This window comes from Paramesorhizobium deserti (genome assembly GCF_001558695.1).
Taxonomy (GTDB): domain Bacteria; phylum Pseudomonadota; class Alphaproteobacteria; order Rhizobiales; family Rhizobiaceae; genus Paramesorhizobium; species Paramesorhizobium deserti.
The window spans coordinates 195,395-221,572 of the sequence record NZ_LNTU01000037.1; the positions used below are offsets into that span (position 1 = coordinate 195,395).

General features: G+C 60.0%; 26 protein-coding genes and 1 pseudogene. 9 read left to right on the plus strand and 18 right to left on the minus strand.

The genetic code is table 11. From position 1 onward, the window contains the following. The first annotated feature begins 65 nt into the window (after window positions 1–65). Both ATN84_RS19725 and ATN84_RS19730 read left to right on the plus strand, forming a co-directional pair. Window positions 66–992 (plus strand): LysR family transcriptional regulator, encoded by a 927-nt coding sequence (locus tag ATN84_RS19725; RefSeq protein WP_068883898.1) that lies wholly within the window; start codon window positions 66–68, stop codon window positions 990–992. A 96-nt stretch (window positions 993–1,088) separates the two neighbouring features. Further along, the gene (locus ATN84_RS19730) at window positions 1,089–2,060 is read left to right on the plus strand and encodes an AraC family transcriptional regulator (RefSeq protein ID WP_068883900.1); all 972 of its coding nucleotides are present in this window, start codon (window positions 1,089–1,091) and stop codon (window positions 2,058–2,060) included. A 10-nt stretch (window positions 2,061–2,070) separates the two neighbouring features. Here ATN84_RS19730 and ATN84_RS19735 read toward each other — a convergent pair whose 3' ends face one another. Beyond that, window positions 2,071–2,814 (minus strand): SDR family oxidoreductase, encoded by a 744-nt coding sequence (locus tag ATN84_RS19735; protein WP_068883902.1) that lies wholly within the window; start codon window positions 2,812–2,814, stop codon window positions 2,071–2,073. A gap of 33 nt (window positions 2,815–2,847) precedes the next feature. Continuing rightward, window positions 2,848–3,621, minus strand: coding sequence for an SDR family oxidoreductase (locus ATN84_RS19740; RefSeq protein ID WP_425287435.1), 774 nt, complete (start codon window positions 3,619–3,621; stop codon window positions 2,848–2,850). Window positions 3,622–3,860: 239 nt separating this feature from the next. Here ATN84_RS19740 and ATN84_RS19745 point away from each other — a divergent pair, with 239 nt between their 5' ends. Next, window positions 3,861–4,790 (plus strand): AraC family transcriptional regulator, encoded by a 930-nt coding sequence (locus ATN84_RS19745; protein WP_068883906.1) that lies wholly within the window; start codon window positions 3,861–3,863, stop codon window positions 4,788–4,790. An 83-nt stretch (window positions 4,791–4,873) separates the two neighbouring features. Here ATN84_RS19745 and ATN84_RS19750 read toward each other — a convergent pair whose 3' ends face one another. Together ATN84_RS19750 and ATN84_RS19755 are read right to left on the minus strand one after the other, a co-directional pair. Continuing rightward, window positions 4,874–7,093, minus strand: coding sequence for a xanthine dehydrogenase family protein molybdopterin-binding subunit (locus tag ATN84_RS19750; RefSeq protein WP_068883908.1), 2,220 nt, complete (start codon window positions 7,091–7,093; stop codon window positions 4,874–4,876). Between the two features lie 3 nt (window positions 7,094–7,096). Further along, on the minus strand, window positions 7,097–7,549 hold the full coding sequence (locus ATN84_RS19755; protein ID WP_068883910.1) for a (2Fe-2S)-binding protein: 453 nt from the start codon (window positions 7,547–7,549) through the stop codon (window positions 7,097–7,099). A 540-nt stretch (window positions 7,550–8,089) separates the two neighbouring features. Between ATN84_RS19755 and ATN84_RS19760 the strand changes: the two genes are divergently transcribed. Together ATN84_RS19760 and ATN84_RS19765 are read left to right on the plus strand one after the other, a co-directional pair. Beyond that, entirely contained in the window at window positions 8,090–9,016 is a 927-nt protein-coding gene (locus ATN84_RS19760; protein ID WP_068883912.1) for an ABC transporter ATP-binding protein, read from the plus strand. Then, window positions 9,013–9,774: an ABC transporter permease gene (locus tag ATN84_RS19765; RefSeq protein WP_068883914.1), complete on the plus strand. Its 762-nt coding sequence runs from the start codon at window positions 9,013–9,015 to the stop codon at window positions 9,772–9,774. Before ATN84_RS19760 ends, ATN84_RS19765 begins: the two co-directional genes overlap by 4 nt. A 90-nt stretch (window positions 9,775–9,864) precedes the next feature. Here ATN84_RS19765 and ATN84_RS19770 read toward each other — a convergent pair whose 3' ends face one another. Together ATN84_RS19770 and ATN84_RS19775 are read right to left on the minus strand one after the other, a co-directional pair. Continuing rightward, window positions 9,865–10,953 (minus strand): hypothetical protein, encoded by a 1,089-nt coding sequence (locus tag ATN84_RS19770; protein ID WP_068883915.1) that lies wholly within the window; start codon window positions 10,951–10,953, stop codon window positions 9,865–9,867. 10 nt (window positions 10,954–10,963) lie between these two features. After that, window positions 10,964–12,391 carry an OmpA family protein gene (locus tag ATN84_RS19775; RefSeq protein ID WP_082766398.1) on the minus strand — a complete coding sequence of 476 codons (1,428 nt, stop codon included), beginning with the start codon at window positions 12,389–12,391 and terminating at the stop codon, window positions 10,964–10,966. A 487-nt stretch (window positions 12,392–12,878) separates the two neighbouring features. Between ATN84_RS19775 and ATN84_RS27865 the strand changes: the two are divergent. Further along, window positions 12,879–13,049, plus strand: a pseudogene (locus ATN84_RS27865) (GNAT family N-acetyltransferase); the annotation flags it as partial. 110 nt (window positions 13,050–13,159) lie between these two features. Here the strand turns inward: ATN84_RS27865 and ATN84_RS19780 are convergent. The 3 genes from ATN84_RS19780 to ATN84_RS19790 form a co-directional block, all read right to left on the minus strand. Continuing rightward, window positions 13,160–14,731, minus strand: a complete 1,572-nt coding sequence (locus ATN84_RS19780; protein WP_068883919.1) for a GMC family oxidoreductase — start codon at window positions 14,729–14,731, stop codon at window positions 13,160–13,162. A gap of 79 nt (window positions 14,732–14,810) precedes the next feature. After that, on the minus strand, window positions 14,811–15,341 hold the full coding sequence (locus tag ATN84_RS19785; protein WP_068883921.1) for a Twin-arginine translocation pathway signal: 531 nt from the start codon (window positions 15,339–15,341) through the stop codon (window positions 14,811–14,813). A gap of 70 nt (window positions 15,342–15,411) precedes the next feature. Further along, the gene (locus ATN84_RS19790; RefSeq protein WP_068884379.1) at window positions 15,412–15,807 is read right to left on the minus strand and encodes a VOC family protein; all 396 of its coding nucleotides are present in this window, start codon (window positions 15,805–15,807) and stop codon (window positions 15,412–15,414) included. Between the two features lie 191 nt (window positions 15,808–15,998). Here ATN84_RS19790 and ATN84_RS19795 point away from each other — a divergent pair, with 191 nt between their 5' ends. Next, window positions 15,999–16,304: a ribbon-helix-helix domain-containing protein gene (locus tag ATN84_RS19795; RefSeq protein ID WP_068883923.1), complete on the plus strand. Its 306-nt coding sequence runs from the start codon at window positions 15,999–16,001 to the stop codon at window positions 16,302–16,304. A 4-nt stretch (window positions 16,305–16,308) separates the two neighbouring features. Here ATN84_RS19795 and ATN84_RS19800 read toward each other — a convergent pair whose 3' ends face one another. After that, the gene (locus tag ATN84_RS19800; protein ID WP_068884382.1) at window positions 16,309–17,388 is read right to left on the minus strand and encodes an alpha/beta fold hydrolase; all 1,080 of its coding nucleotides are present in this window, start codon (window positions 17,386–17,388) and stop codon (window positions 16,309–16,311) included. A 92-nt stretch (window positions 17,389–17,480) separates the two neighbouring features. On the opposite strand from ATN84_RS19800, the gene ATN84_RS19805 reads away from it, so the two are divergent. Further along, window positions 17,481–18,395 carry a LysR family transcriptional regulator gene (locus tag ATN84_RS19805; protein WP_201026410.1) on the plus strand — a complete coding sequence of 305 codons (915 nt, stop codon included), beginning with the start codon at window positions 17,481–17,483 and terminating at the stop codon, window positions 18,393–18,395. Between the two features lie 6 nt (window positions 18,396–18,401). On the opposite strand, the gene ATN84_RS19810 is transcribed toward ATN84_RS19805, so the two are convergent. Beyond that, window positions 18,402–19,280 carry a lipid kinase gene (locus ATN84_RS19810; RefSeq protein WP_068883925.1) on the minus strand — a complete coding sequence of 293 codons (879 nt, stop codon included), beginning with the start codon at window positions 19,278–19,280 and terminating at the stop codon, window positions 18,402–18,404. 266 nt (window positions 19,281–19,546) lie between these two features. Continuing rightward, entirely contained in the window at window positions 19,547–20,020 is a 474-nt protein-coding gene (locus ATN84_RS19815) for a VOC family protein (protein WP_068883927.1), read from the minus strand. 288 nt (window positions 20,021–20,308) lie between these two features. Between ATN84_RS19815 and ATN84_RS19820 the strand changes: the two genes are divergently transcribed. Beyond that, entirely contained in the window at window positions 20,309–20,746 is a 438-nt protein-coding gene (locus ATN84_RS19820; RefSeq protein ID WP_068883929.1) for a VOC family protein, read from the plus strand. 66 nt (window positions 20,747–20,812) lie between these two features. On the opposite strand, the gene ATN84_RS19825 is transcribed toward ATN84_RS19820, so the two are convergent. The 6 genes from ATN84_RS19825 to phnL all read right to left on the minus strand — a co-directional run bounded on the left by ATN84_RS19825 (window position 20,813) and on the right by phnL (window position 26,176). Then, on the minus strand, window positions 20,813–21,952 hold the full coding sequence (locus ATN84_RS19825) for an alpha-D-ribose 1-methylphosphonate 5-triphosphate diphosphatase (RefSeq protein WP_068883931.1): 1,140 nt from the start codon (window positions 21,950–21,952) through the stop codon (window positions 20,813–20,815). A 54-nt stretch (window positions 21,953–22,006) separates the two neighbouring features. Next, complete coding sequence (gene phnE / locus ATN84_RS19830) at window positions 22,007–22,819, minus strand: phosphonate ABC transporter, permease protein PhnE (protein ID WP_153020313.1); 813 nt, start codon at window positions 22,817–22,819, stop codon at window positions 22,007–22,009. A gap of 61 nt (window positions 22,820–22,880) precedes the next feature. Next, complete coding sequence (gene phnD, locus ATN84_RS19835) at window positions 22,881–23,876, minus strand: phosphonate ABC transporter substrate-binding protein (RefSeq protein WP_068883935.1); 996 nt, start codon at window positions 23,874–23,876, stop codon at window positions 22,881–22,883. 25 nt (window positions 23,877–23,901) lie between these two features. Beyond that, entirely contained in the window at window positions 23,902–24,741 is an 840-nt protein-coding gene (phnC, locus tag ATN84_RS19840; RefSeq protein ID WP_068883937.1) for a phosphonate ABC transporter ATP-binding protein, read from the minus strand. Continuing rightward, window positions 24,738–25,445: a DapH/DapD/GlmU-related protein gene (locus ATN84_RS19845; protein WP_082766399.1), complete on the minus strand. Its 708-nt coding sequence runs from the start codon at window positions 25,443–25,445 to the stop codon at window positions 24,738–24,740. Before ATN84_RS19845 ends, phnC begins: the two co-directional genes overlap by 4 nt. Beyond that, entirely contained in the window at window positions 25,445–26,176 is a 732-nt protein-coding gene (phnL, locus tag ATN84_RS19850; protein ID WP_068883939.1) for a phosphonate C-P lyase system protein PhnL, read from the minus strand. Before phnL ends, ATN84_RS19845 begins: the two co-directional genes overlap by 1 nt. Between the last annotated feature and the right edge of the window lie 2 nt (window positions 26,177–26,178).

Below are 26,178 nucleotides of genomic sequence, written 5' to 3' on the forward strand. Positions count from 1 at the left end.
AACAAAAGGAGAATTTGCCATTGCTCACGCGTCCATTGCCTCTTGTCAGGCTCTCATTACGTCAGATGCTTCTGATTTCCGCAATCGATGACAATGGCTCTTTGAAGCGCGCGGCCGAGGTGATCGGCATGAGTCAACCGCGAGCCACAAAGGCGCTTCAGGAAGCCGAAGAATTGATGAGCAAGAAGCTCTTTCATCGAACCAATCGTGGCCTTCTTCCAACCGCCGCGGGCGAGTGCGTGATCCGCAACGCCAAGACCATGCTGGCGCAGCTGGACAAGATGGAGCAGGAACTGAACGGGATGTCTGCCGGCAGTTGGAGCCGGTTGCGGATCGGAACGATCATGGGAGCCGTTCCTTTCGTCACCGAGATCATCCAGCGGCACCTGCAGCGCTTTCCCCAGACATCCATCGAAATCCTTGAGGACACCAGCGCCGAACTCTTGCGCCAGCTCGACCGTGGGCTTCTCGACCTGGTGATCGGCCGCAGTTCGGTCAGCGCGACACCGCAGCTCTACAATGTCACCGCCTTCCATGACGAACTCCTGACAGTCGTCGCCAACCCGGCCCATCCACTGGTTGGACGCAAGCGGGTCCAGCTTGAAGATCTCGCGGACTCGCGGTGGATCGTCTATACGAGCGCCACGCCCATGCGGATTTCGCTGGAACAGGAATATCGGCATGCTGGCCTTGCCTTTCCACCCACCCTTCTGGAAACGCGATCGGCGCTGACGACGATGGCGCTAATCCAGGGGAACCCCAATACGGTTGCGTTGCTTTCAAGCGATGTCGCGGCGTTTTTTGTCAATTTCGGCATGGCCTGCACCCTGCCCATGCATCTACGCTCGAAAAGCGACCCCTATGAGGTTATCACACGTCGTTCACATGATCTGCCGGAACATGCGACGCGATTCATCGCCGAACTGGTGGCAGGAACCGTGCCACCTAGGACGCCAGCACCGGCAAAGCCGGCAAAATTGCCCTCTGAGTAGCTCCAGCGCCCTGGAAATGGGCTAGGTTGATAGCACTGGCCGATACGAGCTATACTAAAAAAGCTACACCAACTTCGTGATCGTCCGGAATTGTCCATGGATCCGCTGTCTGACGTGCTGTCGCTTCTCAAACCGCGGAGTTACGTATCCGCCGGCTTTGACGCGGGAGGAGATTGGTCGATCCAGTTCGCCGATCAGCACGACCGCATCAAGTGCTACGCCGTGATCTCCGGCGGGTGCTGGCTGTCCGTCGAGGGCGTTGCCGACGCTCTGCGCCTGGAAGAGGGGGACTGTTTCGTGTTGCCGAGCGGACGGCCCTTCCGCATTGCGAGCGACATGAGGCTGGCGCCAACAGATGCTGGCACTATCTTTCCACCTGCGCGCGACGGCGGTGTCGTTACCTATAACGGCGGCGGGGACTTCTTTCTCGCGGGTAGCCGCTTCGCCGTCAGCGGACATAATGCGGGCGCGCTGATGGCGATGCTGCCGCCTATCGTTCATATCCGAAGGGAATCCGATCAGGCTGCGCTGCGCTGGTCCGTGAAGCGAATGATGCAGGAGCTGCATGATCGTGCCCCAGGCGGCTTTCTCATCGCACAGCACCTCGCCCACATGATGCTTATTCAGGCCTTACGCTTACATCTGGCAGAAAAGCCTGGGGACGTGGGGTGGCTTTCCGCTCTTGCGGATAGACAGATCGGTGCATCGATCACCGCCATGCACGCCGACCCCGCGCATCGCTGGACGGTGCAGGAGCTGGCAGAGCGGGCCTGCATGTCGCGATCGACTTTCGCCTTGCGATTCAGGGAAACGGTCGGCGAGACGCCCATGGAGTATCTGACGCGCTGGCGAATGGTGCTGGCGGGAGATCGGTTGGAAAATTCCAGCGATCCGATCTCCGTCATAGCGCTATCCCTCGGCTACGAATCCGAAAGCGCCTTCAGCACCGCCTTCAAGCGGGCCATGGGTTGTTCGCCACGGCAATATAGCCGTGACGGGGATCGGGCCTTGCGGACGCGCAACGGGAAGAAAGCCGCCGCCGACCTGCCTGAATTCGTCATGGGCTAGAACGCAACATTCAATGGGCGCTGAGCATCTCGACCGCTTGATCGAAGTGCCCGTCACGCTCCGCCCAGCGCAGAAATCCCACACGCTCCACCAGAATTTCCCGGGGCGTCGACTTCTGCAGGAACAGAGCCATGGTCTCGTTGATGAAATCATCGAGCGGCATGTAGCCGTCGCGTGTCGACTGACCGGGCGTAAGCTCGGTTTGAACGGCGGGCGGCACGAGCTCGATCACCTCGACCTTGCCCTTGAGTTGCTCGCGCAGCGACACCGTATAGGAATGGACAGCCGCCTTGGTGGCATTATAGGTCGGCGTGCCGCTGAGCGGAACGAACGCGAGGCCCGACGATACATTGACGATCACGGCGTTCGGTTGGCTTCCAAGATGGCCAATCAGCGCATTGGTCAGCCGGATCGGCCCGAGCAGATTGGTGACGATCGTCTTCTCCGCATCGCGCAGATCACCCGTCCTGGTCAGATCCTCCCGGCGCATGATGCCCGCGTTGTTGATCAGGACGTTGAGCGCCGGATACTCGGCCGTCACGCGCCCGGCAAAGACGCTGATTGCCTCCGGCTCCTCGACATCGAGGACCATTGCGTGCATGTGATCCCGGCCGGCGATCGTCTCCTCAAGCGTCTCTCTGCGGCGACCAGCAACGATCACCGTATTTCCAAGCTCGTTGAAGCGCCGTGCCAGTTCCCGGCCAATCCCGGATCCGCCGCCCGTGATGAGAATCGTATTTTCCGTCGTCTTCATTGTCTGTGCTCCATATGCTCCAGTCGTTCGAGGTCAGACGATGCCGCCGTTGGTGAATACCGTTTGACCGTTGATCCAGACCCCGTCACCGCTGCAGAGCGCTGCAATTGCGTCGGCGATATCGGTAGGTTCGCCTATGCGACCATGCGGAGTGCGGGCAGTGAAGCCGGCGATCTGCTCCGGTGTCTTGCCATCGGTGAAAAGCGTGGTGTTCACGACGCCCGGCGCCATCGCATTCACCGAGATCATGCGTCCACCAAGCTCCTTGGCAAGGACATTCGCGAAGAGTTCCTGAGCCGCCTTGGTTGCTGCATAGGGTCCATAGGTCGGCCTGCGCAGTTGTGTAATGCTCGATGAGAGCGCGAGAATGCGTCCGCCGTCGCGCACCCGTCGTGCCGCCTCGCGCAGAACAAAGAAACTGCCTTTCTGATTGACGTCGACCATCCGACTGAAATCGGCATCGGTCATCTCGCTGAACGGAGCGAGACGCATGATGCCGGCATTACTCACGACCACATCCACCCCGCCGAAGGCGCGCTCGGTCTCGTCGAACAGGCTCCGCACCGCATCTGGGTCGCTGACATCGGCTTGCACCCAGATGGCGCGCCCGCCCGCCGCTTCGATCTCTCTCACGATGCCCGCCGCGAGATCGCGATTCTTCTCGCAATTGACCGTGACAGCATATCCGTCACGGGCGAGGCGTTTGGCGGTCGCAGCGCCGATACCTCTCGAAGAGCCGGTCACCAAGGCGGTCTTGCCGTTGGACACCGGCATCTGACCCGTCGTTTGAGCGGAGGCCGGCCCCATCGCCAATGCTGCGGAACCCATCGCAACACCAGCCAGCACCGTCCGTCTCGGCATCTTGTTTTGTCCAGACATTGTAAGCCTCTTTCCTTTTAAGTGCGTTGGTTTTTGTCCGACATTGCATACCGCGTGGGCCGATCGGGAGCTTGCCAAGGCCTGCGCAAAACTTGCTCGATTCTACAGCTAGCGTGATGTTTACGCATGGACGTGCTAGGATTTAGCCACGCTACAGGAGAGATCACATGGACTTGCTCAAACAGGCTGTTCGGAGCTATGCCGGCCAAAATTCCAACAGTGACGGCTTGGCGCTGACGCCTGTGCCGGGCCTCAGAATGATGTGCGTTGAATCGCTACCTGGCGATCTTCATTCAGTGTATCGGCCGCTGGTATGCCTGGTTCTGCAAGGCACAAAGCGCATGACTGTGGGGCGGGAACAGCAGGTCTTTTCCGCCGGTCAGTCGGTGATCGTGAGCGCGGATATGCCGGTCGTCGGGCGTATCATCGAGGCGAGCCACAGCGAGCCTTATCTGGCCATCGCGGTCGACATCGAGATGACGATGCTGCGCGAACTCACGATACAATTAGGCAGCCCCCGTCCACAGCGACCATCCAAGACACGCACCCTGTTTGCCGAGGACACCAATGCCGCAATTCTTGATTGCGTATCGCGGCTGGTGCGCTTGCTCGACCGGCCCGATGCAGTGCCGCTGCTGCGTCCCGGCATCATGCAGGAGCTGCACTATTGGCTTTTGTCGGGACCACACGGGGCAGCCTTGCGGGCTATCGCCGATCCAGACAGCTACGCAAGCCGCCTCGCGGCTGCTGTCGCGATCCTGAGAGCAGAATACCGATCGCGCTTGCCCGTCGATCGCTTGGCATCTGCCGCTGCGATGAGCCTGACCGCCTTCCATAAACACTTCAAGCACATGACATCGTTGACGCCGGGGCAATATCAGAAGCGTCTTCGTCTCATCGAGGCGCGCCGCCTCATGCTGGATGAAGGCTTGTCGGCCAGCGGCGCCGCGTTCGAGGTGGGCTACGAAAGCGTCTCCCAGTTCACACGCGATTACGGCCGTTTGTTCAAAGCGCCACCGAAACGTGATGCCCTTCGCGCGCGAGGTAGGTCGTTCGTCGAAGCCGAACAGGGAGCAGGCACGGGCACGCTTTTTTAGCGCCAGCAGGTCCTCGCGATTGACCAGCCACCCGAGTTGCTCGGCGACCGGTCCTTTGCTGTGGGATAGGTGCGCCTTCGAACTCAGGCGTTGAGCGCCGCCAGCACCCGCTCGGGCAGGAACGGGTAGTGCCGGAGCCGTACGCCGCCGGTAAGCCGCGCAACCGCGTTGGCGATCGCCGGGCCGACCGGCGGCAGGCCGACCTGGCCCATGCCACCCACCGGACTTCCAGCCGTCGGGACCACCGCCACCTCGATGTCGGGCGCCTCGGACATGCGTATGACCCGATAGGTGTCGAAGTTCGACTCCTGCACTTCGCCATCGACGATGTTGATCTGCTCGAACAGCGCGTGGCTGGTTCCGTTCGTGATGCCAACGATGATCATGCCTTCGATATGGCGCGGCTGTATCGCCACCCCCGGATCCACCGCGCACCAGACCTTGTGTACCCGGATTTCGCCGGTTTGCCGGTTGAGCGACACCTCGGCGATCTGTGCGCAATGGGAACCGAAAGCGTCGGAATAGGCGATGCCTAGTGCCCGACCGTCGCGCTCGCGGTCCCAGTCGGCCATCCGGGCGACGGTCTCGATGACGTTACGTGCCCGCGGTTGATCCCGCAGAAGCTCCAGCCGAAGCTGCAGGGGATCGGCCCCCCTGGTCGCCGCGATCTCGTCGATGACGCATTCGATGCCGAACCTCGTGTAGCCCACCCCGACAGCGAACCAGAAGCCGATGTCCAGGCCGTTGTCCTGACGAATATAGTCGATGCGATGAGCGGGAACGGCATAGTTGAAATGCGCGCCCTCGGTCACGACGTCGTCGTGACCACCCTGGCTCTTGAACAGGTCGGGCATCGTCCGGGCGAAAATGGAATCCGCCACGATGCGATGCCGCCAGCTGGTGATGTTGCCATCGGCATCGAGCCCGACCTGAATGTGCTGCGCCTCGAGAGGCCGGAACTTGTCGTGCCGGACGTCGTCTTCACGGCTCCAGATGACCTTGACGGGGCGGCCTTCCACCTCTTTGGCCAGGGACACGGCGTCGACGATGAAGTCCGCCTCGGCCTTGCGGCCGAAACCGCCGCCGAGCAGGGTCACGTTCACCTTGACCTTGTCCGGTGTCGTGCCGACAACCACCGCGGCAAAGCCCTGCGTACCCGTCGGACCCTGTGTCGGCGCCCAGATCTCCACGGTATCGCCGGTAACCAGCGCTGTGGCGTTCATCGGCTCCATTGTGGCGTGGTAGACGAGATCGCTCATGTAATCGGCCTCGATGACCCTGGCGGCCCCTTTGATCGCGGCCTCCGCATCACCTTCGGCGAATGCGTTGACACCGGTTTGGGAGAGGTCGCGCCCCACGCTGCGATAATGTTCCAGAAGCTGGCGGCTCGTATAGTTGCGGATCCGTGAGGACGTGCTCCATGTCACATTGAGCAGGTCCTTCGCTCGCTTCGTCGCCTCCACCGTCTCGCCGATAATGCCGACGCCATAGGAGAGCGGAACGATCTGTGTAACGCCCGGCACAGCCCTGGCTTGGGTATCGTCGATGGCCTCCGGCTGTTCGCCCTGGACGGGCGCGCGCAATACCGCGCCGTACAGCATATCCGGAAGCTGCACGTCCATGCCATAAATCGCGGTGCCGTCGACTTTCGCGGGCACGTCGACGCGGGGGATGTCGCGGCGTCCGATATAGCGCCATTCTTCGCGCGTCTTCAGATCGGCCTCGCTCGCCTGCGGCAGCGGATCGGGAAGTTCGCCGGTCGCAGCGACTTCGCCGTAGCCGAGCGAGCGGCCCGACGGTGCATGCACGACCCTGCCCGGCTCGGTCGTAAGCTCGCTTGCCGAAACGTTCAGCATGCCGGCCGCGCTCGCCTGGATGATCTTACGGGTCTGCGCTCCGATCAGCCGCAGCAGGTCGTAATAGCCGCGCGTGGATTCGCTGCCACCGGTGAGCTGAACGCCGTAAAAGCCCGGATTGCCGTAAGTGTCCGCGTCGGACGGAGCCTGCACGATGCGGACCTTGTCCCAATCGGCGTCCATCTCCTCGGCAATGAGCAGCGGCAGCGTCGTCATGATGCCCTGTCCCATCTCGGAAGCCGGCGACATGATGCTGACTATACCGTCGGCCGCGATGCTCACCCACGCGTTCGGATGGTAGTTGCCCTCGGCGGCTGGCGCCACTGTGGCACCCAAGGCATTCCCGGGCAGGCCGCCGAAGGCGACCACGACGCCGAAGCCGCCAGCCGTAATCAGGAAACTGCGCCGCGAGATCGTGCGGCTGTGGAGCTTGGCTGTCTTGGTCATCGTTCAGGCCTCCCGTGCAGCGCGCTGAATGGCGCTGATGATGCGCACATAGGTTCCGCAGCGGCAGATATTGCCGTCCATGTGCTCGATGATCTCCTCACGTGTCGGACTGGGATTGCTCTCAAGAAGAGCCGCGGCCTGCATGATCTGCCCGGACTGGCAATAGCCGCATTGCGGCACCTGCTCCGCGATCCAGGCCTTCTGAAGCGGATGGCTGGCATCCGGCGACAGTCCCTCGATCGTCGTCACCTGCCGGCCCTCCACGTCCTCAAGCCAGGTCACACAGGCGCGCGTCGGTGCGCCGTCGATATGAACCGTGCAGGCTCCACACTGCGCGATACCGCAGCCGAACTTGGTGCCGGTGAGCTTCAGATGCTCCCGGATCACCCACAAAAGCGGCGTATCGGGTTCGGCGTCGATATCCACCGCGCGCCCGTTGATCGTAAACGCTGTCATGAATGCTTCTCCTCGTATGGCTATCGGCTTGCGAGATAGGTGACGATCGCTGCGCATCGGTTCGCATCGGAGACGCTGGCGGGGGCACCTCTGCAGGACGGTCCCACCATAGAAAGAGTGGTACGGACGAGCTATGCTTTGAAGTCCGTTTTACCTTCGCGATCGTCCGGATAAGCCCTTCGCCACAAAGACGGATCTCGGGAAACTGGGCGGCGTGCTCGCACGGATGGGCGGGTTCATGCCGGGAAGCCGGTATCACGAAAAATTGCCGGTTTCGTTCAGGCTGGATCAAGCGACGACGCAGTGATCGCGATGCACGCCGCAAATGGCCTGGTGATGGGTGTTGTTAAAGCGCGGCCGAGCTCAGTCCGGCTTAACCAGCGCCAGCATTTTGTCAGGAAGTGTCAGCCTGTCACACATCTGCTATGGTAACGGACGGGCAACTTGCCTATATCTGGCGCGCTTTGGCCGGGCGCGTGTTTCACGCGTCCCGCTTGGCGCGTGAACCTGTTCCTTCCATTTCCTTTCAGCCACGGTCCCATGCCAAACGCCATATCCATTTCCAATCTTTCGAAAACCTATGAGGGGGGCTTCACCGCCCTTCACGGGGTCGATCTCGACATCCGCAACGGCGAGATCCTCGCGCTCTTGGGGCCGAACGGCGCTGGCAAGACGACGCTCATTTCCATCGTCTGCGGCATCGTCAACCCCACCACCGGCACAGTGACGGTGCAGGGCCACGATATCATCAAGGATTTCCGCGCCGCCCGGCAGCTGATCGGGCTCGTGCCGCAGGAATTGCATGTGGAAACCTTCGAGACGGTGTGGGCCACGGTCAACTACAGCCGCGGCCTCTTCGGCAAGAAGCCGGACCAGGCGCTTTGCGAGCGCATCCTCAAGGACCTGTCGCTCTGGGACAAGAAGGACAACAAGATCATGCAGCTTTCGGGTGGCATGAAGCGGCGCGTCATGATCGCCAAGGCATTGGCGCATGAGCCCAAGATCCTGTTCCTCGACGAACCCACCGCCGGCGTCGACGTGGAATTGCGCAAGGACATGTGGCAGTTGGTCAGCCGCCTGCGTGAAACCGGCGTCACCATTATCCTCACCACCCATTATATCGAGGAGGCGGAGGAAATCGCCGACCGGGTGGGCGTCATCAACAAGGGCCGGCTGATCCTGGTCGAGGAAAAGACGGAACTCATGCGCAAGCTTGGCAAGAAGCAGCTCACGCTCGAGCTTGCCGACGGCATTGCAGGCCTGCCCGAGGCGCTCTCGCGCTACGACCTCGACGTGGAGGATGACGGGCGCCGCCTCGTCTACCGCTATGATACGCAGGCCGCGCGCACCGGCATCGGCTCGCTGCTTGCCGACCTCAACCGGGCCGGCATCGCGGTAAAGGACCTCGATACCGAGCAGAGCTCGCTCGAGGATATTTTCGTCAGCCTTGTGGAGGAAGCACGGTGAATTTCGAAGCCATCAAGGCCATATATCTTTTCGAGATGGCGCGCATGCGGCGCACGCTCCTCCAGAGCGTGGTCTCGCCGGTGCTCTCCACTTCGCTTTACTTCGTCGTCTTCGGAGCGGCGATCGGCGGCCGCATCCAGGAGGTGGACGGCGTCCAATACGGCGCCTTCATCGTGCCGGGCCTCATGATGCTGACGCTGCTCCAGAATTCGATCTCGAATGCCTCCTTCGGCATCTATTTCCCGAAATTCGTCGGCACCATCTACGAGGTGCTGTCGGCACCCATTTCCTTCATCGAGATCGTCATCGGCTATGTGGGCGCGGCGGCGACAAAATCGCTGATCCTGGGCGTGATCATCCTCGCCACGGCGCATCTCTTCGTGCCGATCGAGATCCGTCATCCTTTCTGGATGGTGTTTTTCCTCGTCGCGACGGCAGTCACCTTCAGCCTGTTCGGATTCATCATCGGCATCTGGGCCGACAATTTCGAGAAACTGCAGCTGATCCCGCTCCTGATCGTCACCCCCCTCGTCTTCCTGGGCGGCTCCTTCTATTCCATCAACATGCTGCCTGAGTTCTGGCGCAACCTGACGCTCCTCAATCCCGTGCTCTACCTCATCAGCGGCTTCCGCTGGAGCTTCTACGAGACGGCGGATGTGAGCGTCGGCGTCAGCATCGCGATGATCTGCCTCTTCCTCGCGATCTGCCTCGCTATTGTGTGGTGGATTTTCAAGACCGGCTATCGATTGAAGACATGAGCCAGATCCGGCCCATGATTTGAGAGCACTTGTCTTCCCCCAAAGCCATGCGCCGGATATGGGGCGCATGGCGCGCGTTTCACACGTGGTTTAACGTTTGATCTTCTCGACGTTGTCCTGTCCCTTGAAGCCATCGTCTTCGGAACTTGCAACTTCACCACGTTTCACACGCTCCGCGAATTCGGTCGTGCCTCCCGTGGCCAATATCTTGGCCTGTCCCACCCATTGCTCGCGATCGATGCGGCCGGGAAAATCAAGGTAACTGCCGATCCAATTGATATTATCGCGGTCCCAGGCCGCTATCTGGCTGAAATGCCAGATACCGAGACCATGCAGCCGCGCTTCGTTCTGCCGGCCTATTCCGTTGATCAATTTCAAATCATCAGCAACGCCTTGAGGCTCTACCGTTCCAAAGGGGCGACGACCCTCATGCTGATCCTCACCCTCAACCTTATCCAGCACTTGCGACAGGCCGGATTTGAGCTTGGCGATATCCATGTCACCCATCGGCTTGTCGTCCACCGGCAGACCGGCCCGAACCGCCCTGGAGTGCTCGGTCTCGCCGCCCCCGGCTAGAACCCTTGCCTGTTCGATCCAAAGTTCCCGCTCGATACGGCCGGGAAACGCCATATGGTGGCCCATCCATTCGGCTTCTGCGGGAGACCAGGCAGCGATCTGGCGAAATGTATGGATGCCTTGGGCATTCAATATGCGCTCGTTTTGCGGCCCGACACCTTTGATCAGCTTCAAGTCGTCCTTATCGGTTGCGTTCTGCAATACAAGTGCAGGTGGCTTCTTGCCGGGGTGGCTGATCCCGATCGAGGAAGGGGCGACGCGGGGCGCGATCGTCCCTGCTCCGACGGCGGCGGCCGCTGCTGCACCAACGGCGGGCTCAGCACGGCCGGTGAGCAGACCGCGCAACAGGCTGCCGAGCAGGCAGCCGATGATGTAGGCGCCGAAAAACAACAAGGCGAGATCGAGCCAATAACCAGCTTCCCCTGGTAGCAGCTTGAAAACCGCGACCGCAAGGCCGATCAGAAACAGGGGAATGCCGATGCCCAACCAGCCTGCTCCGGACCAGCCGGGCTTCTCATGGAGAAAACTGAGCCACCCAATGATGCCGCCAAGAATGAGGGCCAGGAGCAGCCATAAAGAATGAAACTGGGTCAGATACAGCATGACTGTTCTCCTACTTCACGAGAAATTCGATACGGCGGTTCTTGGCTCGACCACTTTGGGTGTCATTGGAAGCAATGGGCTTGGCCTGTCCATAGCCGACCGCCGTAAGGCGCGAGCCGTCGACGCCGGCATTGACCATATATTGCCTCACGGCGTTGGAACGTTGCTGCGAAAGCGCGAGATTGGCTTTAGGCGACCCCTCGCTGTCCGTATATCCCTGGATCTCGACCTTGCCGCTTGGGCAACGTTGCGCAGTGGCTACGACGGAATCGAGAACTCTCGCGGAATCCTTGTCGATCCGCGCGCTGCCTGTTTCAAAGTGGATTGTATCGTTATGGGTAATCTCACTGAACAACGACTGGCAACCGGCATTGTCGATGGGTGCCCCTGGTTTGGCGATCGCGATATCGGCCTGCCCCGTATACCCGTTCGGAAGGGGACCGGTGATCGCGCTTTTGATCGCTTGGGCTGCATTCTCATGAAGCGCGCTGCCACTCAAATTTACAGTCTTGTTGTTTATATGCAGCGCTCCATCGCTGAGACGCGACAGATGCGGCAGGGCAAGAGTTGCAGCGGCTAGTATATCAGTGGGTGCGTTTTCCGCTTTCGTCATATTGTCGATGACGGTATGGGACGCAAAATTACGCTTCGCCGCGGCCAGTATCTCCTGATGTTGTTGATCATTTTGATAGTTGCCGCCCAGGGTCAGCGTTTTTTCCTGCCCGTTGCGTACGGCGCTGAACACCGTGTCATCGGATGGCTGCACCGAAGCTGTCTTCACCGTGCTGTCAGGAGAATTGCCCTGCACATTGACTTGTCCCAGCGCCACATCCTGCGGAGGGCTTTTCAAAGCCGTCATCAAATTGGCGAGATTGGTCCGGTCCTGAGCAATGCCGTTAACCGACAAAGTGCCGTTGCTGAGCGTCATTGAAGCTGTGCTCAGATCCGAAAGCTGCTTTGCCGCAAATTTGGCTGCGTTTTCAAAACCTGCTGGTGCGCCCAGCGCATAGGTAAGCTTGTCGACCACATTGGCGGATGGGTTTTCAGCCTTGAAGCTGTCCAGAATGGATTGGCGAATATCTGGCCGGGGAACATTGCCTGTTAATGTGATGGTGTTGCCTGTCTTTTCGATGCCGAAATTGTAAGGCTGCACCGTGGGAACCAATTTGGCCTCGTTTTTGACAAGCCGCACACCTGCCGTATGGCCGACCGCTGTCGCGGCCTCGCTAATGTCACGAAATGAGAACGCATTTGCTGAAAGGGTTCCATCGCGGCCACTGAAGTTCAGCGAGGGCTTGTCCAGCGCCACCTGCCCAAGAGCACTTGCTGACCGCTGGGACAAATCCCGTTGCATCGGTTCCGTGTGGGTTGCGGCCGTGTAGGCCCAAAGTCCAGCCAGGGGAACGGCTCCCCACCACCATTTGTTGGGTCTATGCATGTTCTCATATTCTCCACATCTGGTTGACCCGGCTGCCTTGGGCGTCTGGCGCCGGGCAAGCTGTGTTCGTGATCACGTCTCGGTCAGCAACCCTACGCTCGCGAGATTGGCCAACTCGACCAATCACTTGAAAGTAGACATCGCTAATCCTCGTCAAGAATAATCCAGATGTTACGCAAAATAGTTAAACCAACCATCGCATTTTCGGGAACTGGTTAAATATTCACTGAACTCATGTCGCCAGTAATTTTACAATTTTCCCTATTATATATTTTCAGACTATTTATTGATCGGCGTCGGACTTCGTTCTTTTCTGCAACGGCGACGGAATCGGAGGCACAAGCGTTTCGTTCGAGATCAGCAGTATGGCTAAAGTCGAACACATGTTCGCGATCGAATATTGCGAAACAGAAACAATTGCCGGTTTTTCAGAATCGGCGACCTTCCCCCATGCGGCCTTGTCCAACCGCTCCGGCCTGTAGGGACGCGGTTCGCCCGCGTCGATACGCGCGAAAAGGACGGCTTATTGGCCAAATTTCTTCAGCAATGCCGCCTCGGCGTATTCGGAACGGTTACAACCATGTCAAAGGGACGCCGCTTCCTCAACCGGAAAGACGGGCCTTGGGTTCATGGATTGGCGGCGCACGCCTTAAGCTGAAGACGAAGGATTTTGTCGTTCTCGTTTGCTACTGATGGAGCGGATATAACGTATGGTCACCGCAAATCCTGCAATAACCATACGCTCAACCGTGGTTGACCGTTTTCGCGTCAAATAGTTCCCGCGGCCATTTCCCCGGCGATATGGTCCGCCTGACGGATCGCCAGCGTCACGATCGTCAGCGTGGGGTTTTCCGCGCCGCCCGTGGTGAACTGGCTACCGTCGGAAATAAACAGGTTCCTGATATCGTGCGTCTGTCCCCATTTGTTGACTACGCCGTCCGACGCCTTCTCGCTCATACGGTTGGTGCCGAGATTATGCGTCGAAGGATAGGGCGGTGTCGGGAAGCTGCGGATTGCGCCGACGGCCTCGTAGAGCGCCTGCCCACGCTGATACGCATGGTTGCGCATGGCGATATCGTTGGGATGGTCGGTGAACGATACATCGGGGATCGGCATGCCGTACTGGTCCTTCAGTTCAGGGTGCAGCTTCACCGCGTTCTGCTCCTGCGGCATGTCCTCACCAACGATCCACATGCCGGCCATGTTGGGATAGTTGTCCATTGCCGAGGTGAAGGAACGGCCCCAGCCGCCGGGATCGAGGAAGGCTGCCATGAAGGGCAGGCCGAGCGACAGGGTTTCCAACTCATAGCCGCCAACGAAGCCGCGCGACGGGTCGTGGATAGCCTCGTCTCGGATGATGCCGGCCATGGTCGTACCACGATACATGTGGACCGGCTTTTCGAACACGGCATAGACCGAACCGGTCGTGTGCCGCATGTAATTCTTGCCAACCTGGCCGGAGGAATTCGCCAGCCCGTCCGGGAACATCGACGAATGCGAGTTGAGGAGCAGCCGGGGGCTTTCGATCGAATTGCCCGCGACGCAGACAATGCGGGCCTTTTGCTCATGCAGCTTGCCGTCCGTGTCGGCATAGACGACGCCCGTCACCTTTCCGGCCTTGTCATGCTCGATCTTCACCACATGGGAATTCGGCCGGACCTCCAGTCTGCCGGTCGCCTCGCCTTTCGGGATTTCGGTATAGAGCGTCGACCATTTGGCGCCCCACTTGCAGCCCTGGAAGCAGAAGCCGGTCTGCTGACAGCCCATGCGGCCGTCGCGTTCGGCGGAGTTGATGGCCATCCGGCCGGTATTGCATTCCTTGTAGCCAAGCTTGTCGGCGCCGGCCTTGAACACCTTGAAATTGTTGTTGCCCGGCAGGCCCTCGATGCCATTGGTGCGGGTCACCCCCATCTTGTCCTCAGCCTTGGCATAATAAGGTTCGAGGTCGGCAAGAGTGATCGGCCAGTCGAGCAGGTTGGCGCCCTCGATCTTGCCATAGGTCGTCAGGTCCTTGAACTCATGTTCCTGAAAGCGCAACGAGGCGCCGGCCCAATGGGTCGTCGTGCCGCCGACCGCCTTGACGATCCAGGCCGGCAGATTGGGAAAGTCCTTGTGTACCCGCCAGCCGCCGCCGGTGGTGCGGTGGTCAAGCCAGGCGAGTTGGGCGAAACTCTCCCATTCGTCATTGATGAAATCTTCATACTCGATGCGGCTGCCCGCTTCGAGCACGACGACATCGATGCCCTTCTGAGCAAGTTCGTTGCCGAGCGTGCCGCCGCCGGCACCGGAACCGATGATGACGACCACGCTGTCGTCGTTGAGATCATAAGGGGCTGCCATGCTATCCTCCCGAAACTGTATGCCCGACGGCGCTCATGCACCGCCTGCCCGCCACCTCCTCCGGCGCGGGCGCATTCGGTCAAAGCCATTGGATGTCGTTAAAGCCGCGGTCGATATAGCCGCCCTTTGAATAGGACTCGCCCTCATAGCCGAAGATCGGCCAGATCTCCTTCTGGTTATAGAGGCTCACCACAAGATCGCCGCGCACCGCTTGAAAGAAGGGCGTTGTCTCGATGTCACGCAGGATGGCGACCCGGTCGTCCTCCCATCCAAGGCCACGATAGCCGCCGCTGCCGGCGCGCCTGTCGAGATCGGCGATGCCGTCCTCGATCAAAGTCCTGTGTGCCGGATCCTCGGCCGCCTTGGCGTCCTGCCCCTTGACCGCGATCGCATAGAAGCGGTCGGCGAGCTGGTCATGCGGGTAGATGTCGCGCGCCAGCACGATCAGGGTCGCCGTCGTTTCCGGCTTGAGCGCCGTCGTCTCCAGCCCCCAGGCATCCCGGGGGCTGATGACCGCACGACCCGATATGATCAGGGCCGCACCGATCGTTCCGCGTTTTAGCAATTCCCGGCGCGAGATGCCGCGCCGGTTTTCATGGACCATGGCCATCTGGCTATCCTCCCATTTCCTTCGCCTGCCAGCCGGTCGGGCCGCGCCCCTCCTCCGGGGCGCGGCTCCGTTATTTGAAACGACCGTGACGCTGCAAAACCTCGATCTTGTAGCCATCGGGATCGGTGATGAAGAAGAACCGCGCGAGCAGCGCGCCGTCGCGGTTGAATTCGACGATCTTGTTGGGAGCAAGGCCCGCAGCCGCCAGCCGCGCATGCTCCGCATCGAGATCGCCCACCGAAACCGCAAGATGGCCGTAGCCATCGCCAAGGGCATAGGGTTCAGTACGCCCCTTGTTGATCGTCAGTTCGACCTCGAACTCGCTCTCGTCATTGCTCATATAGACGAGCGTGAAGGTGTCGAAATCCAGCCTGTCCGCCACCTTGAGCCCGAATGCCTTGCTGTAGAAATCGACAGAACGCGCTTCGTCAAGGACGCGAACCATCGAATGGATTGCTTTCGCCAACGTCATTGTCTCCTTTTATGGGGTGATGCTAATCCGCGATTGCGGAGTGTTGGTAGCAGCCGATTACCGCACGCAAAAAAGAAACACGAAATTTGCGCTATCCGGGCCGATATGTTCCGCCCGCAGACGGCATTTGACGACGGCACGCGGCAGCGGCATATTAGAATCATAATAAAAAAAGGGAGGAACCCATGTGCGAGATCTATGCGGGTCAGGACCCCGAAAGATACCGTCCGATCAACCGCTCCATCCGTATCGGCGGGCATTCGACCAGCATTCAACTCGAAGCGGCGTTCTGGCTGCTGATCGACGAGATTGCGCAGAAACAGAGCCTTTCCACAGCCCGTTTTCTGTCGACGCTTTATGACGAGGCGCTGGAGATCAATGGTTCGATTTCGAATTTCAGTTCGCTGCTGCGCACGAGTTGTCTGATCTACCTGATGGGCGGCAACAAGGGACAGCCACAACGGGCCCTCCGGATCGTTGCCGCCGAATAGTGTATCAGTCGGTTGCAGCGACCGGCGCCGCAAGGAAATCCAACACCTCGTTGACGAAGGTGGCGCGGCCGCGCTCCGGACGATCGAGGTGAACGTAATGCGTAGCTTCCGGAAGTGTCACCGCCCGGACCTCGGCTGCTTGCGTCAGGTCGCGGGCAAGTCCGGCCACATCTTCCGGCCTGCTCCAGAAATCACGGTTCGAGCGGATGATGAGTACGCGTGCTCTGATCGGTCCTGCATCCCATAGCTTTCGGCCGGATGCGAGATCGAAGGAATCCGCCATTGCCCCCGACGGGGCACGGAATGCAGGAGGATCACGATCCGAAGCGGTCGGATCGGAGGCGAGAGCGGCCTCCTGATAGGCGCGGATGACCTCGGGATCGCGCCAACTGGCCTTATCATCGATCGGTATCGAGTTGTCCCAGGACGGTAGGAGGGACGCAGCGGTGTTCAGCCGGTAAGAACCAAATCTCGCAACGTTGAACTGGCCCGGTGCCTCAGGATCAGCCATGCTGCTTCCCGGCCCTAGGGTCGGATGGCCGGCATGAGCGCCATAAAGGGCGTTGTGGATCACCAGGTGGCTCACCTTTTCCGGATGATTGCTGGCATACATGCCGACCCAGTGGCCGCCCGTCGCCCAGCCGAGGAGCGCGACCTTGGGCGCACCAGTGCGGCGCTCGACCGCTTCAACCACGGCCGCAACGTCGCGTACCACTTCATGGGACCGTGAAAGCGGCTCACCCTGCTGCGGTCCATCCTGACCGGGGCGGCTCGACCCGCCATAGCCGCGTGCATCCATGATGAAGACGCGGTGACCGGCACGCGCGAGATCGGCCGCCAGGGAACCGTTCTCCACAGGCAAATCGAAAGAGGGAATTCCCGGCACGCGGGCGCCGTGCAGGAGAATGACCGGCGGTTTTTCCGCTGATGCCAGCGTATCGCGCACCTCGCGTACGCTCAGAGATATACCGGGCTCGCCTGCGACCTTGAAGTCCTCGCGGCTGATTTCGGCGTGCGCGGCGTCGGCGAAAAGAGAGCCGGCGGCAAATGCGCCGGCGATGGCGGTTTTGATGATCGATGGCATATCGGGTCCTTTCATTTCACAACCAATGGAAGGACAGATGAACCTTTCTCATGATATTTCCAGATCGATTCTCAGTATCGTATGATATGTCCATGATATCAAATATCGAACTCAGAATGCTCCGACAGTTCATCGCCGTTGCCGAGGAACTCCATTTCCGCCGGGCTGCCGCCCGACTGGGCATGGCGCAGCCGCCGCTCTCGCAATCCATCCAGAAGCTCGAAACGCGTATGGGCGTCGAACTCTTCGACCGCAGTAGCAGGCGGATCCGCCTCACGGAAGCCGGACTGGTTTTTTTCGACGAGGCGCGCAAGGCGGTCGCCCAGGCGGATCTGGCCGTCGAAGCGGCGCAACGGGCTGCCCGCGGCCTCGTCGGATCGCTGCGTATCACCTATGTGGGCGCAGCTATCTACGATTTCCTGCCCCGCCTGCTGCGCGTTTACAGGACGCGTTTTCCCGATGTCGATATCCACTTGCAGGAACGCCCAACCATGCGACAGGTCCGGGCCCTGCAGCAGGGCGAAGCGGATGTGGGATTTGCAAGGCCGCCCGTGGCCGGCGCCGACGACCTGCGATATCTCTCGGTTCTCACCGAGCCGCTCGTCGTGGCACTGCCGGAGGACCATCCCGCCGCTGCCCGCCCGGTGCTTACGCTGAGCGATCTAGCAGGAGAACCCTTCGTCACCTTTCCGGCACATGAAGGACCTAGCTTTCATGCTCGCCTGGTCGCGGCCTGCGAGAGCGCGGGCTTTTCCATGCGTGTCGCGCAGGAAGCGGTACAGATGCATACGATCATCGGCCTTGTCGCGGCAGGTTTTGGGATTGCTCTGGTACCAGCCTCCATGCGCAACCTGCGCCAGGTCGGAGTCGTCTATCGTGACCTCCGCCAGACGGCCAGTCCGCTGGAGGTGGACCTTGCCGTGCTGTGGCGGCGGGGCGAACCTTCATCGGTGGTCACCTCGTTTCTCGAAACGTTGCGAGGCTTGCGGTTAGAGAGATCGGGGTGACGTCACCTACGGAGCAAAGACCGAGATCGCCTTGGGGTGCACCTTGAAATGCGCCGGCGTGGATGTAACGAGTTCACCATCGGTGTTGACCGGCATCGGTATTTTTGTCTCGATATCGAACTCCACGCATCTGGCCGTGCGAACCTCTTCCCATGCTCCGTGCTTGCCCGAGCGGAAGGAACGCAGCATCAGCGCCAGTTTCCAGAGGTTGGTCATCTCCAGGCTGTAAAGATCAAGACGGCCATCATCGATTTGCGCCGTTTCCTCCACGACATTGCCGCCACCATAGTGCCGGCCATTGCCAACGGCGATCTGATAGGTCTCAGCCTCGATCGTCGTCCCCTTCTCAGTAATCCTGGCGTGGAAGTGATTGGCCCTGGCTAATACCTTCATGGCCGCCAGCGCATAACCAAACCGGCCGAAGCGCTTTTTGAGTGCCGGATCAAGGCCTTGCGCAAGTTCGGTGCTAAGGCCGATACTGGCGACATTGAAGAACGCATGGCCGTTGACGGTTCCTACATCGATCCGGCGCTGACGTCCCTGGACGATGACATCAGCAGCCTGCAGCAAATCCATCGGGATGTGGAGCGTGCGAGCAAGATCGTTCGCCGTCCCCATCGGCATGATACCCATCGGCAGGCCGCTTTCCATGGCCGCGACGGCTGCCGATGAGACCGAACCGTCTCCACCGCACACGATGACCAGATCAGCGCTATGGCGAAGGCGTACGATGTCTCGTGCGATCTCTGGCAGCGCCTCGAATGGCTCGATATTGACCGTCAATCCACCGCGCTCAAGTCGCTTCACGACAGGTGTAATCGACTCCTGGCCACGGCGTGCCTTTGGATTGACGAGAAGAAGTGCGCGTCTGGCGATGATTTTCATTCCTTCGGTGTAAGCAAGTGGTCGGGAACTGCGCATATAGGCAGCCCTACCCCGCCATTTCCACTATTTCGCTTCTGAACGATGTTTGCGGACCCTGGCAGGCACCACGCATGGGATATCTCGTAGCGAGCAGCTTCATCATTCGCTGTAGCCCGCGAGCTGTGTGGCTTCCAATGAGCCACACGATACTCGAAGGCACATTTCGATATCTCCACATAGGGTCGATGACGCCCTGCGGATCGCGGAGCAAATCGAATTTTAGTGTCTCAGCCGCGTCGCGCCGCTTCGATCGTCGCGACGTCTATCTTCCTCATGGTCATCATCGCATCAAACGCACGCCTTGCTTGATCGCCGCCTGCCGCGAGTGCTTCGGTCAATACGCGCGGCGTGATCTGCCAGGATACGCCCCACTTGTCCTTACACCAGCCACAGTCGCTTTCCTGTCCACCATTGCCAACAATGGCGTTCCAGTAGCGGTCCGTTTCCTCCTGATCGTCAGTTGCGATCTGAAATGAGAAGGCTTCGTTATGCTTGAACATGGGGCCACCGTTGAGACCAATACAACGAATACCGGCTACGGTGAATTCAACGACCAGCACGTCTCCCTGCTTGCCATCCGGATAGTTTCCGGGTGCACGAATGATTGCACCCACCGCGCTGTCGGGAAAGGTCTTGGCATAGAATTGGGCGGCGGCCTCGGCGTCCCTGTCGTACCATAAGCAAATCGTGTTCTTTGCCATTGCTTGGTCCTTTCATTCTTCATATTGCCATTTCCTCTCAGAAATAAGAGGCAAAACATGTCTTTCATCAAGTCCATGTATGCTATTTGAGGCAGACAATAGCCAAGCCCCGCCAAGAGAGCGTTTGAAACCGGGATGACGGTTTGAGGCGACCCATGATGCAAGCGTCTGACGTGGACAACCGCGGATCGCCCCCGGATGGCCGCCGGTGTTGGGGACACCTCAAGCGTCCAATGTTAGACTGGGCGACACCTTGTGGATTGGAACGGCACCCTGGAGATTGGAAACATGGCGCTCAAGCGGATGGATAACGTGGGAATCGTCGTCGAAGACCTCGGAGCGACGATTGATTTCTTTCGCGAACTCGGCCTCGAACTCGAAGGGCGGGCCACGATCGAAGGAGAATGGGCCGGACGCGTCACTGGACTGGGCAATCAGCGCGTCGAGATAGCGATGATGCGCACACCGGATGGCCACAGCCGGCTCGAGCTCTCCCGCTTCCTCGAGCCGCCTGTCGTCGCAGATCACCGCGATGCCCCGGTCAACGCCCTGGGCTACCTTCGCGTCATGTTCGCCGTGGACGACCTCGACGATACCCTCGAAAGGCTCCGCACGCACGGCGCGCAGCTCGTTGGCGAAGTCGTCGAGTATAAAGAGGTGTATCGGCTCTGCTACATCCGTGGGCCTGAAGGGCTTCTCATCGGACTTGCACAGGAACTCAGCTGAGCTTTAAACCAAGACAAATGGCCGGAGGTGACCAATGTCAGCGAGCGTCCGGGACCGACCCGCCCGTCAGGCGACCCGTCTGCCCTCCCGCCAGACACCCGCGACTTGAGGAGGAAGACCGGCTTCGGCGCGCACACGCACGAGGTCGGCCCGGCGGCCTACCTCGATCCGCCCGCGGTCATCGAGCTTCGCCGCGCGGGCCGGATTGTCCGAAACCAGGCGAACCGCCGACGGCAGATCGAGAACGCGCTTTTCCGCCAGAAGAAAGACCGCCTGTAGCAGGCTGAAGGGAACATAATCGGACGACAGTATGTCCAGTGCTCCGTTCTCCAGCAATTCCAGCGCCGAAACATTGCCGGAATGCGATCCGCCGCGCACGACATTGGGCGCGCCCATGAGAACCTGTAGCCCTGCCTGACGCGACAGGAGGGAGGCCTCGACCGTCGTCGGGAATTCAGCCAGCGAGACGCCGAGTTCGACGCCTTCCGCCACATGCTCCGCCGTCGCATCGTCATGCGAAGCGATGGCGATTGACTGATGATGACAGCGTTCGGCAATGATGCGCCGATTGCGCGGCGAGTTCGCCTCGCTTTCCGCGATGCGCCTTTCGCGGAAAGCGAAGAATTCTTCGTCGCTCATCTTCTTCTTGCCCTGATAATAGATCCGGTGGGCTTCCAGATTCACGAACTGGCGCTGCCCCGGCGCATGATCCATCAGCGATGCGAGGCGGACGCGGTCGTTGGCCTTTATCCCATCGAAATGATCCACCACGTCCGAGACCGATACCTCGCAGCGCAGATGAATGAAATGCTCGGCGCGCAGCCGCTTGCCCGCATGGGCGGCGGAGATCGTATCGGCCATGGCCGACATATCGGAGGCCAGAAGCTCTGTGTCGCCGTCCAATCCCACCCTCAATGCATCGAAAACCGTCGTTATACCGGCGGTTGCTATCTGTCCGTCGTGCGCCTGCAAGGCCGCGTCCATGTTCCAACGGACCTTCGGGCGCGGCTGGAAATGCGTTTCCAGATGATCTGTATGAAGTTCCACGCAGCCTGGAATGAGGTAGTCGCCTTCCAGGTCCATGCCGGACGTGGAACTGCCGGCGGAAATGTCGCAGATCAGCCCGTCACGGACAAGCACGGAGCCTTTCAGCAAGCGGTCGGGTAGGACGATGTTGCAATTGGAGAAGACGGTTTCATCATTCATAATCGGATAATCCGGCGTGGAGGTTGAAGGCTGTTGAAGTGGAAGGTGACACGGTCAGATCACCAGCTTGCGCAGCTTCTGCGATACAAGGTCCATCAGCGTGACCGTCAGGACGACGATGATCAGGATTGCCGCGGCCTGCGAGTAATAGAAGCCGCGGATAGTCTCGAACATCACCTGGCCGATGCCGCCGGCGCCGATAAGCCCTAGAACCGTGGCGGAGCGGATATTGGATTCGAGCCGATAGAGCGAAAAGGAAATCCAGAGCGGCAGCACCTGCGGAATGACGCCGAAGATCACCTGCTGCACCCGCGAGGCCCCGGTCGTGCGGATCGCTTCCACAGGGCGCGGGTCGATGGCCTCGACGGCCTCGGAAAAGAGCTTGGCCAGGATACCGGTCGTATGGATGAAAAGCGCCATCACCCCGGCAAACGGTCCAAGGCCGACAGCGACCACAAACAGCACCGCGAACACCACCTCATGGATCGCCCGGAAGAAATCCATCAGCCGCCGGACGGGATGGCGGATCCACCATGGTGCCATGTTGGTTGCAGAGAGAATGCCAAAGGGGACAGACAGTACCACGGCGAGAAAAGTGCCCCATAGCGCGATTTGGATTGTTACAACGATCTCTTCGAGGTAGTACCGCCAATCCGAAAAATCGGGCCGGAGGAAGCCGCTGGCATATTGGGCCATGTTTCCAGCATCGGTGAAAAGATAGGTCCAGCGACTCATCTCAGCCGGGGCCCAGCTCAAGGTGAGCGCCGCGACCAGGACGATTAGAACGATGCTATTGCGGTAACCGCCGCGGCCCTGCATGGCAGATTTCGGCTCCACCTTGGCCGCTGCCAATGTCAAATCACCCATTGCGTTCACTCCTTAAAATAAAGGCGGGCTTCATCAGCCCGCCTCGATAACGAATAGAAGATCAGCCGTTGGTGGCTTTGGCGAGCTCGGCCTCGTACTTCGCCTTCTGCTCGGTGAGGTCTTTTACCTTCGCGGTTTTTTCCTCGGCGCTCAGCTTCGCGTCCGCTTCCGTCTGGCCGATGGACTTGGTCAGCTCCATGATGCGGATGGGAAGAAGCTGATTATCGTCGGATGCGCGGAACGGCGCCCATTTCAGACCGGCGAGGACCTTCCTTTCCTCTTCGATATTCCCCTTTGACTTCTCCGTGCCATAGGTGAGGAAAAAGTCACGGATCTTCGTCTTGGTTTCTTCCGGCAATTCCTTGTGCCACACGATAGGGTCGGACGGGATCAGCGGCGAACGCCAGATTTCCCGGATGTTCTCGAACGCCTGCGGGTTGTTCTGTTTGATGAGCGCCATGTTTTCGGTGTTGTTTGTGGCGGCATCAACCTGCTTGTTGGCAACAGCCATCGCGTTGGTTTCATGATTGGCGTTCGTCACGTTCTTGAAGCACTGCTTGGGATCAAGGCCGTTCTTCGCGAAGATGAACGTCATCGGCACCAGATAGCCGGAGGTCGAGTTGACGTCGCCAAGGCCGAAATTCACGGAATGATCGCACGTCAGGACGTCATCGATCGTCTGGATCTTCGAGTCCTTGGGAACGATGACGACAGACCAGTAGCCCGGCTCCCCGCCCACCGGCACGCTTTGAGCAAATATCTGACCATTGGCGCGGTCGACAGCTTCCATCGCCGATTTGTTGCCGTACCAGGCGACCTGCACCTTGTCGAAGCGCATGCCTTCGATCACGCCGGCATAATCCGACGCAAAGAACGGCTTAACGTCGAGACCGGTCTTCTCCTTCATGTCGTCCAGGAATGGCTGCCAGACGGTTTTCAGGTTCTGCTGGGATTCCGTTGAGATAATCCCGAAATTGATCGTGTCCTGCGCAAAGGCTGCGGAGGTCATGGTGAAGACAACGGACATCGCCGCCATGCTTTTCAGTATCGCGTTCATCTGTGTTCTCCGGTTTTGAAGTGGATCAGGCCGGCAAAAGCGTGGCCCGGCGTTTTCTGGATTCCGCCAAGGGGGCGGTCTGGTCGCCCGCCGGAATATCCGGCAGGACGAGTTCTTCCGATGCCGCGCCATAGAGCTCGGCCAGGAAATCGGGGGAAAGGGCGGACGATGGGCCGTCATAAACGATGGCACCGTCGCGCATGGCTATCGTGCGCCGGCAATAGCGGCGGGCATATTCGACCTGATGCAACGACACCAGGATGGTGATGTCGTCCTTGGCATTGATATCGGCAAGAACGTCCATTACCCGGCGGGCGGCAGACGGATCGAGGGCGGAGATCGGCTCATCGGCGATGAGAATCTCGGCTTCCTGAACGAGCGTACGGGCAATTGCCGCACGCTGCTGCTGGCCGCCCGAGAGTGTCGAAGAGCGCTGCGCCGCGACCTGCGGAATACCCACACGCTCCAGTGCCTTGTGGGCTTTGGCCTTTTCAGCCCGGTTGAACAGGCCTAGCGTCCCCCTCCAGCGCGGCGTCCGCCCCAGATGCCCGATAAGCACATTCATGAGCACGGACAGACGGCCGACGAGATTGAACTGCTGGAATATGACAGCCACCCGGCTACGCTTGCCACGACGCAAAAATCGCCCCGCCGACTGCGTCAGCTCGCCGAAAATCTCGATCCGCCCTGCCCCACCATCCCCGGCTTCGAGCCCCGCAATATGACGGATGAGCGTGCTCTTGCCCGACCCGGAAGCGCCAATCAGCGCAACCATTTCACCCCGGGCAAGCGTGAGGCTGACATCCTTCAAGGCACAGGTATTGCCATAGCTTTTCGAGAGGTTGGAAACCGCGACCGCTATCATGCGTTTTCTCCCTGTTTTCCAAGCTTAGGCTTCAATTTGTTGACCTGTTGATGATCGTTGGATGACAGATTGATGAAATTTTCGGTTTTCCCTTCGTAAAGGGTCACGAACTCCTCAGCCGGGAGCTTGCGAAAGTCTTCGAGCGCCTCTGCAAGCCGCGTATGAGGCCAGTCCCACCAGGCGAGGCGGTCCATGCGCTCGCCCAGATCCGCGCTGAACCGATTGCGGATCAGCCGCGCCGGAACGCCGCCGACGATCGTGTATGGTGCAACATCGCGCGAAACAACGGCGCCCGCGCCGATTACCGCGCCATTACCGATCGTGACGCCCGAGAGGATTGTCGCGCCATGACCGATCCAGACGTCATGGCCAATGACGACACGCCGGTTGCGGCGCCATTCGAAGAAGCTTTCCTCATCGCTCGCCTCTTCGAAATAATCACCCGCCCTGTAGGTGAAATGATGCAGCGTGGCGCGCCATGTCGGATGATTGGGCGCATTGATGCGGACCGCCGATGCGATATTGGCGAACTTGCCGATCTCGGCGCACCAGATCGAGCAATCTTCCATGACATAGGAGTAGTCGCCTAGTACGGTCTCGCTCAGGCGCGTCCGGGCCGCCACTTCCGTGTAGCGGCCGAGCGTCGATTGGCTGACGCTAGCCATCTCGTCGATATGGGGAACGGTTTCCGAGAGCTTCGGCATCACGCTGCCCTCCGTGCCGAAAAGCCGGAAATATCGATCATCCGCGTCGCCACCGCGTCACGCACCGGCTGGTCGTGGAAAATGCCGAGAATGGCGACGCCGGACCCGAGCTTTTCGCGGATCATGCCGATCACCACGTCACGATTGGCCGCGTCCAGCGAGGCGGTGGGCTCGTCGAGGAGCAGGATAGGATGATCCGTGATGAAGCCGCGCGCGATGTTGACGCGCTGCTTCTCGCCACCGGAAAAGGTGGCGGGCGGCAGGGAAAACAGCGCTTCCGGCAGGTGCAGGCGGTGCAGCAGATGCGCCGCGCGGTCTCTTGCTTCCGCGCGGTCGACGCCGCGGGTAACAAGTGGTTCAGCCACCACGTCAAGCGCCGCCACGCGCGGCACCGCCCGCAGGAACTGGCTGACATAGCCGATGACGCCCCGCCTCAGCTCCAGGACGAGGCGCGCATCGCCGGAAGCGAGGTCGCGAGGCTCCTCACCAGCCCCGGGGCGCACAAGGATACTGCCCCTATCGACGGCATAATTGCCATAGACCATCCGCAGGATCGACGATTTGCCGACGCCTGACGGGCCGGCCAGCACGACGCATTCCCCCGGGAAAATGTCGAAAGCCACGTTTTCGACCACCGGCAGGACAAGGCCGTCCCGCAGATGCATGGTGAAGGACTTCGCCACATTGCGGACGGACAGCACCGCGTCCTTGTTTTTCTCTTGCAGAACCATGG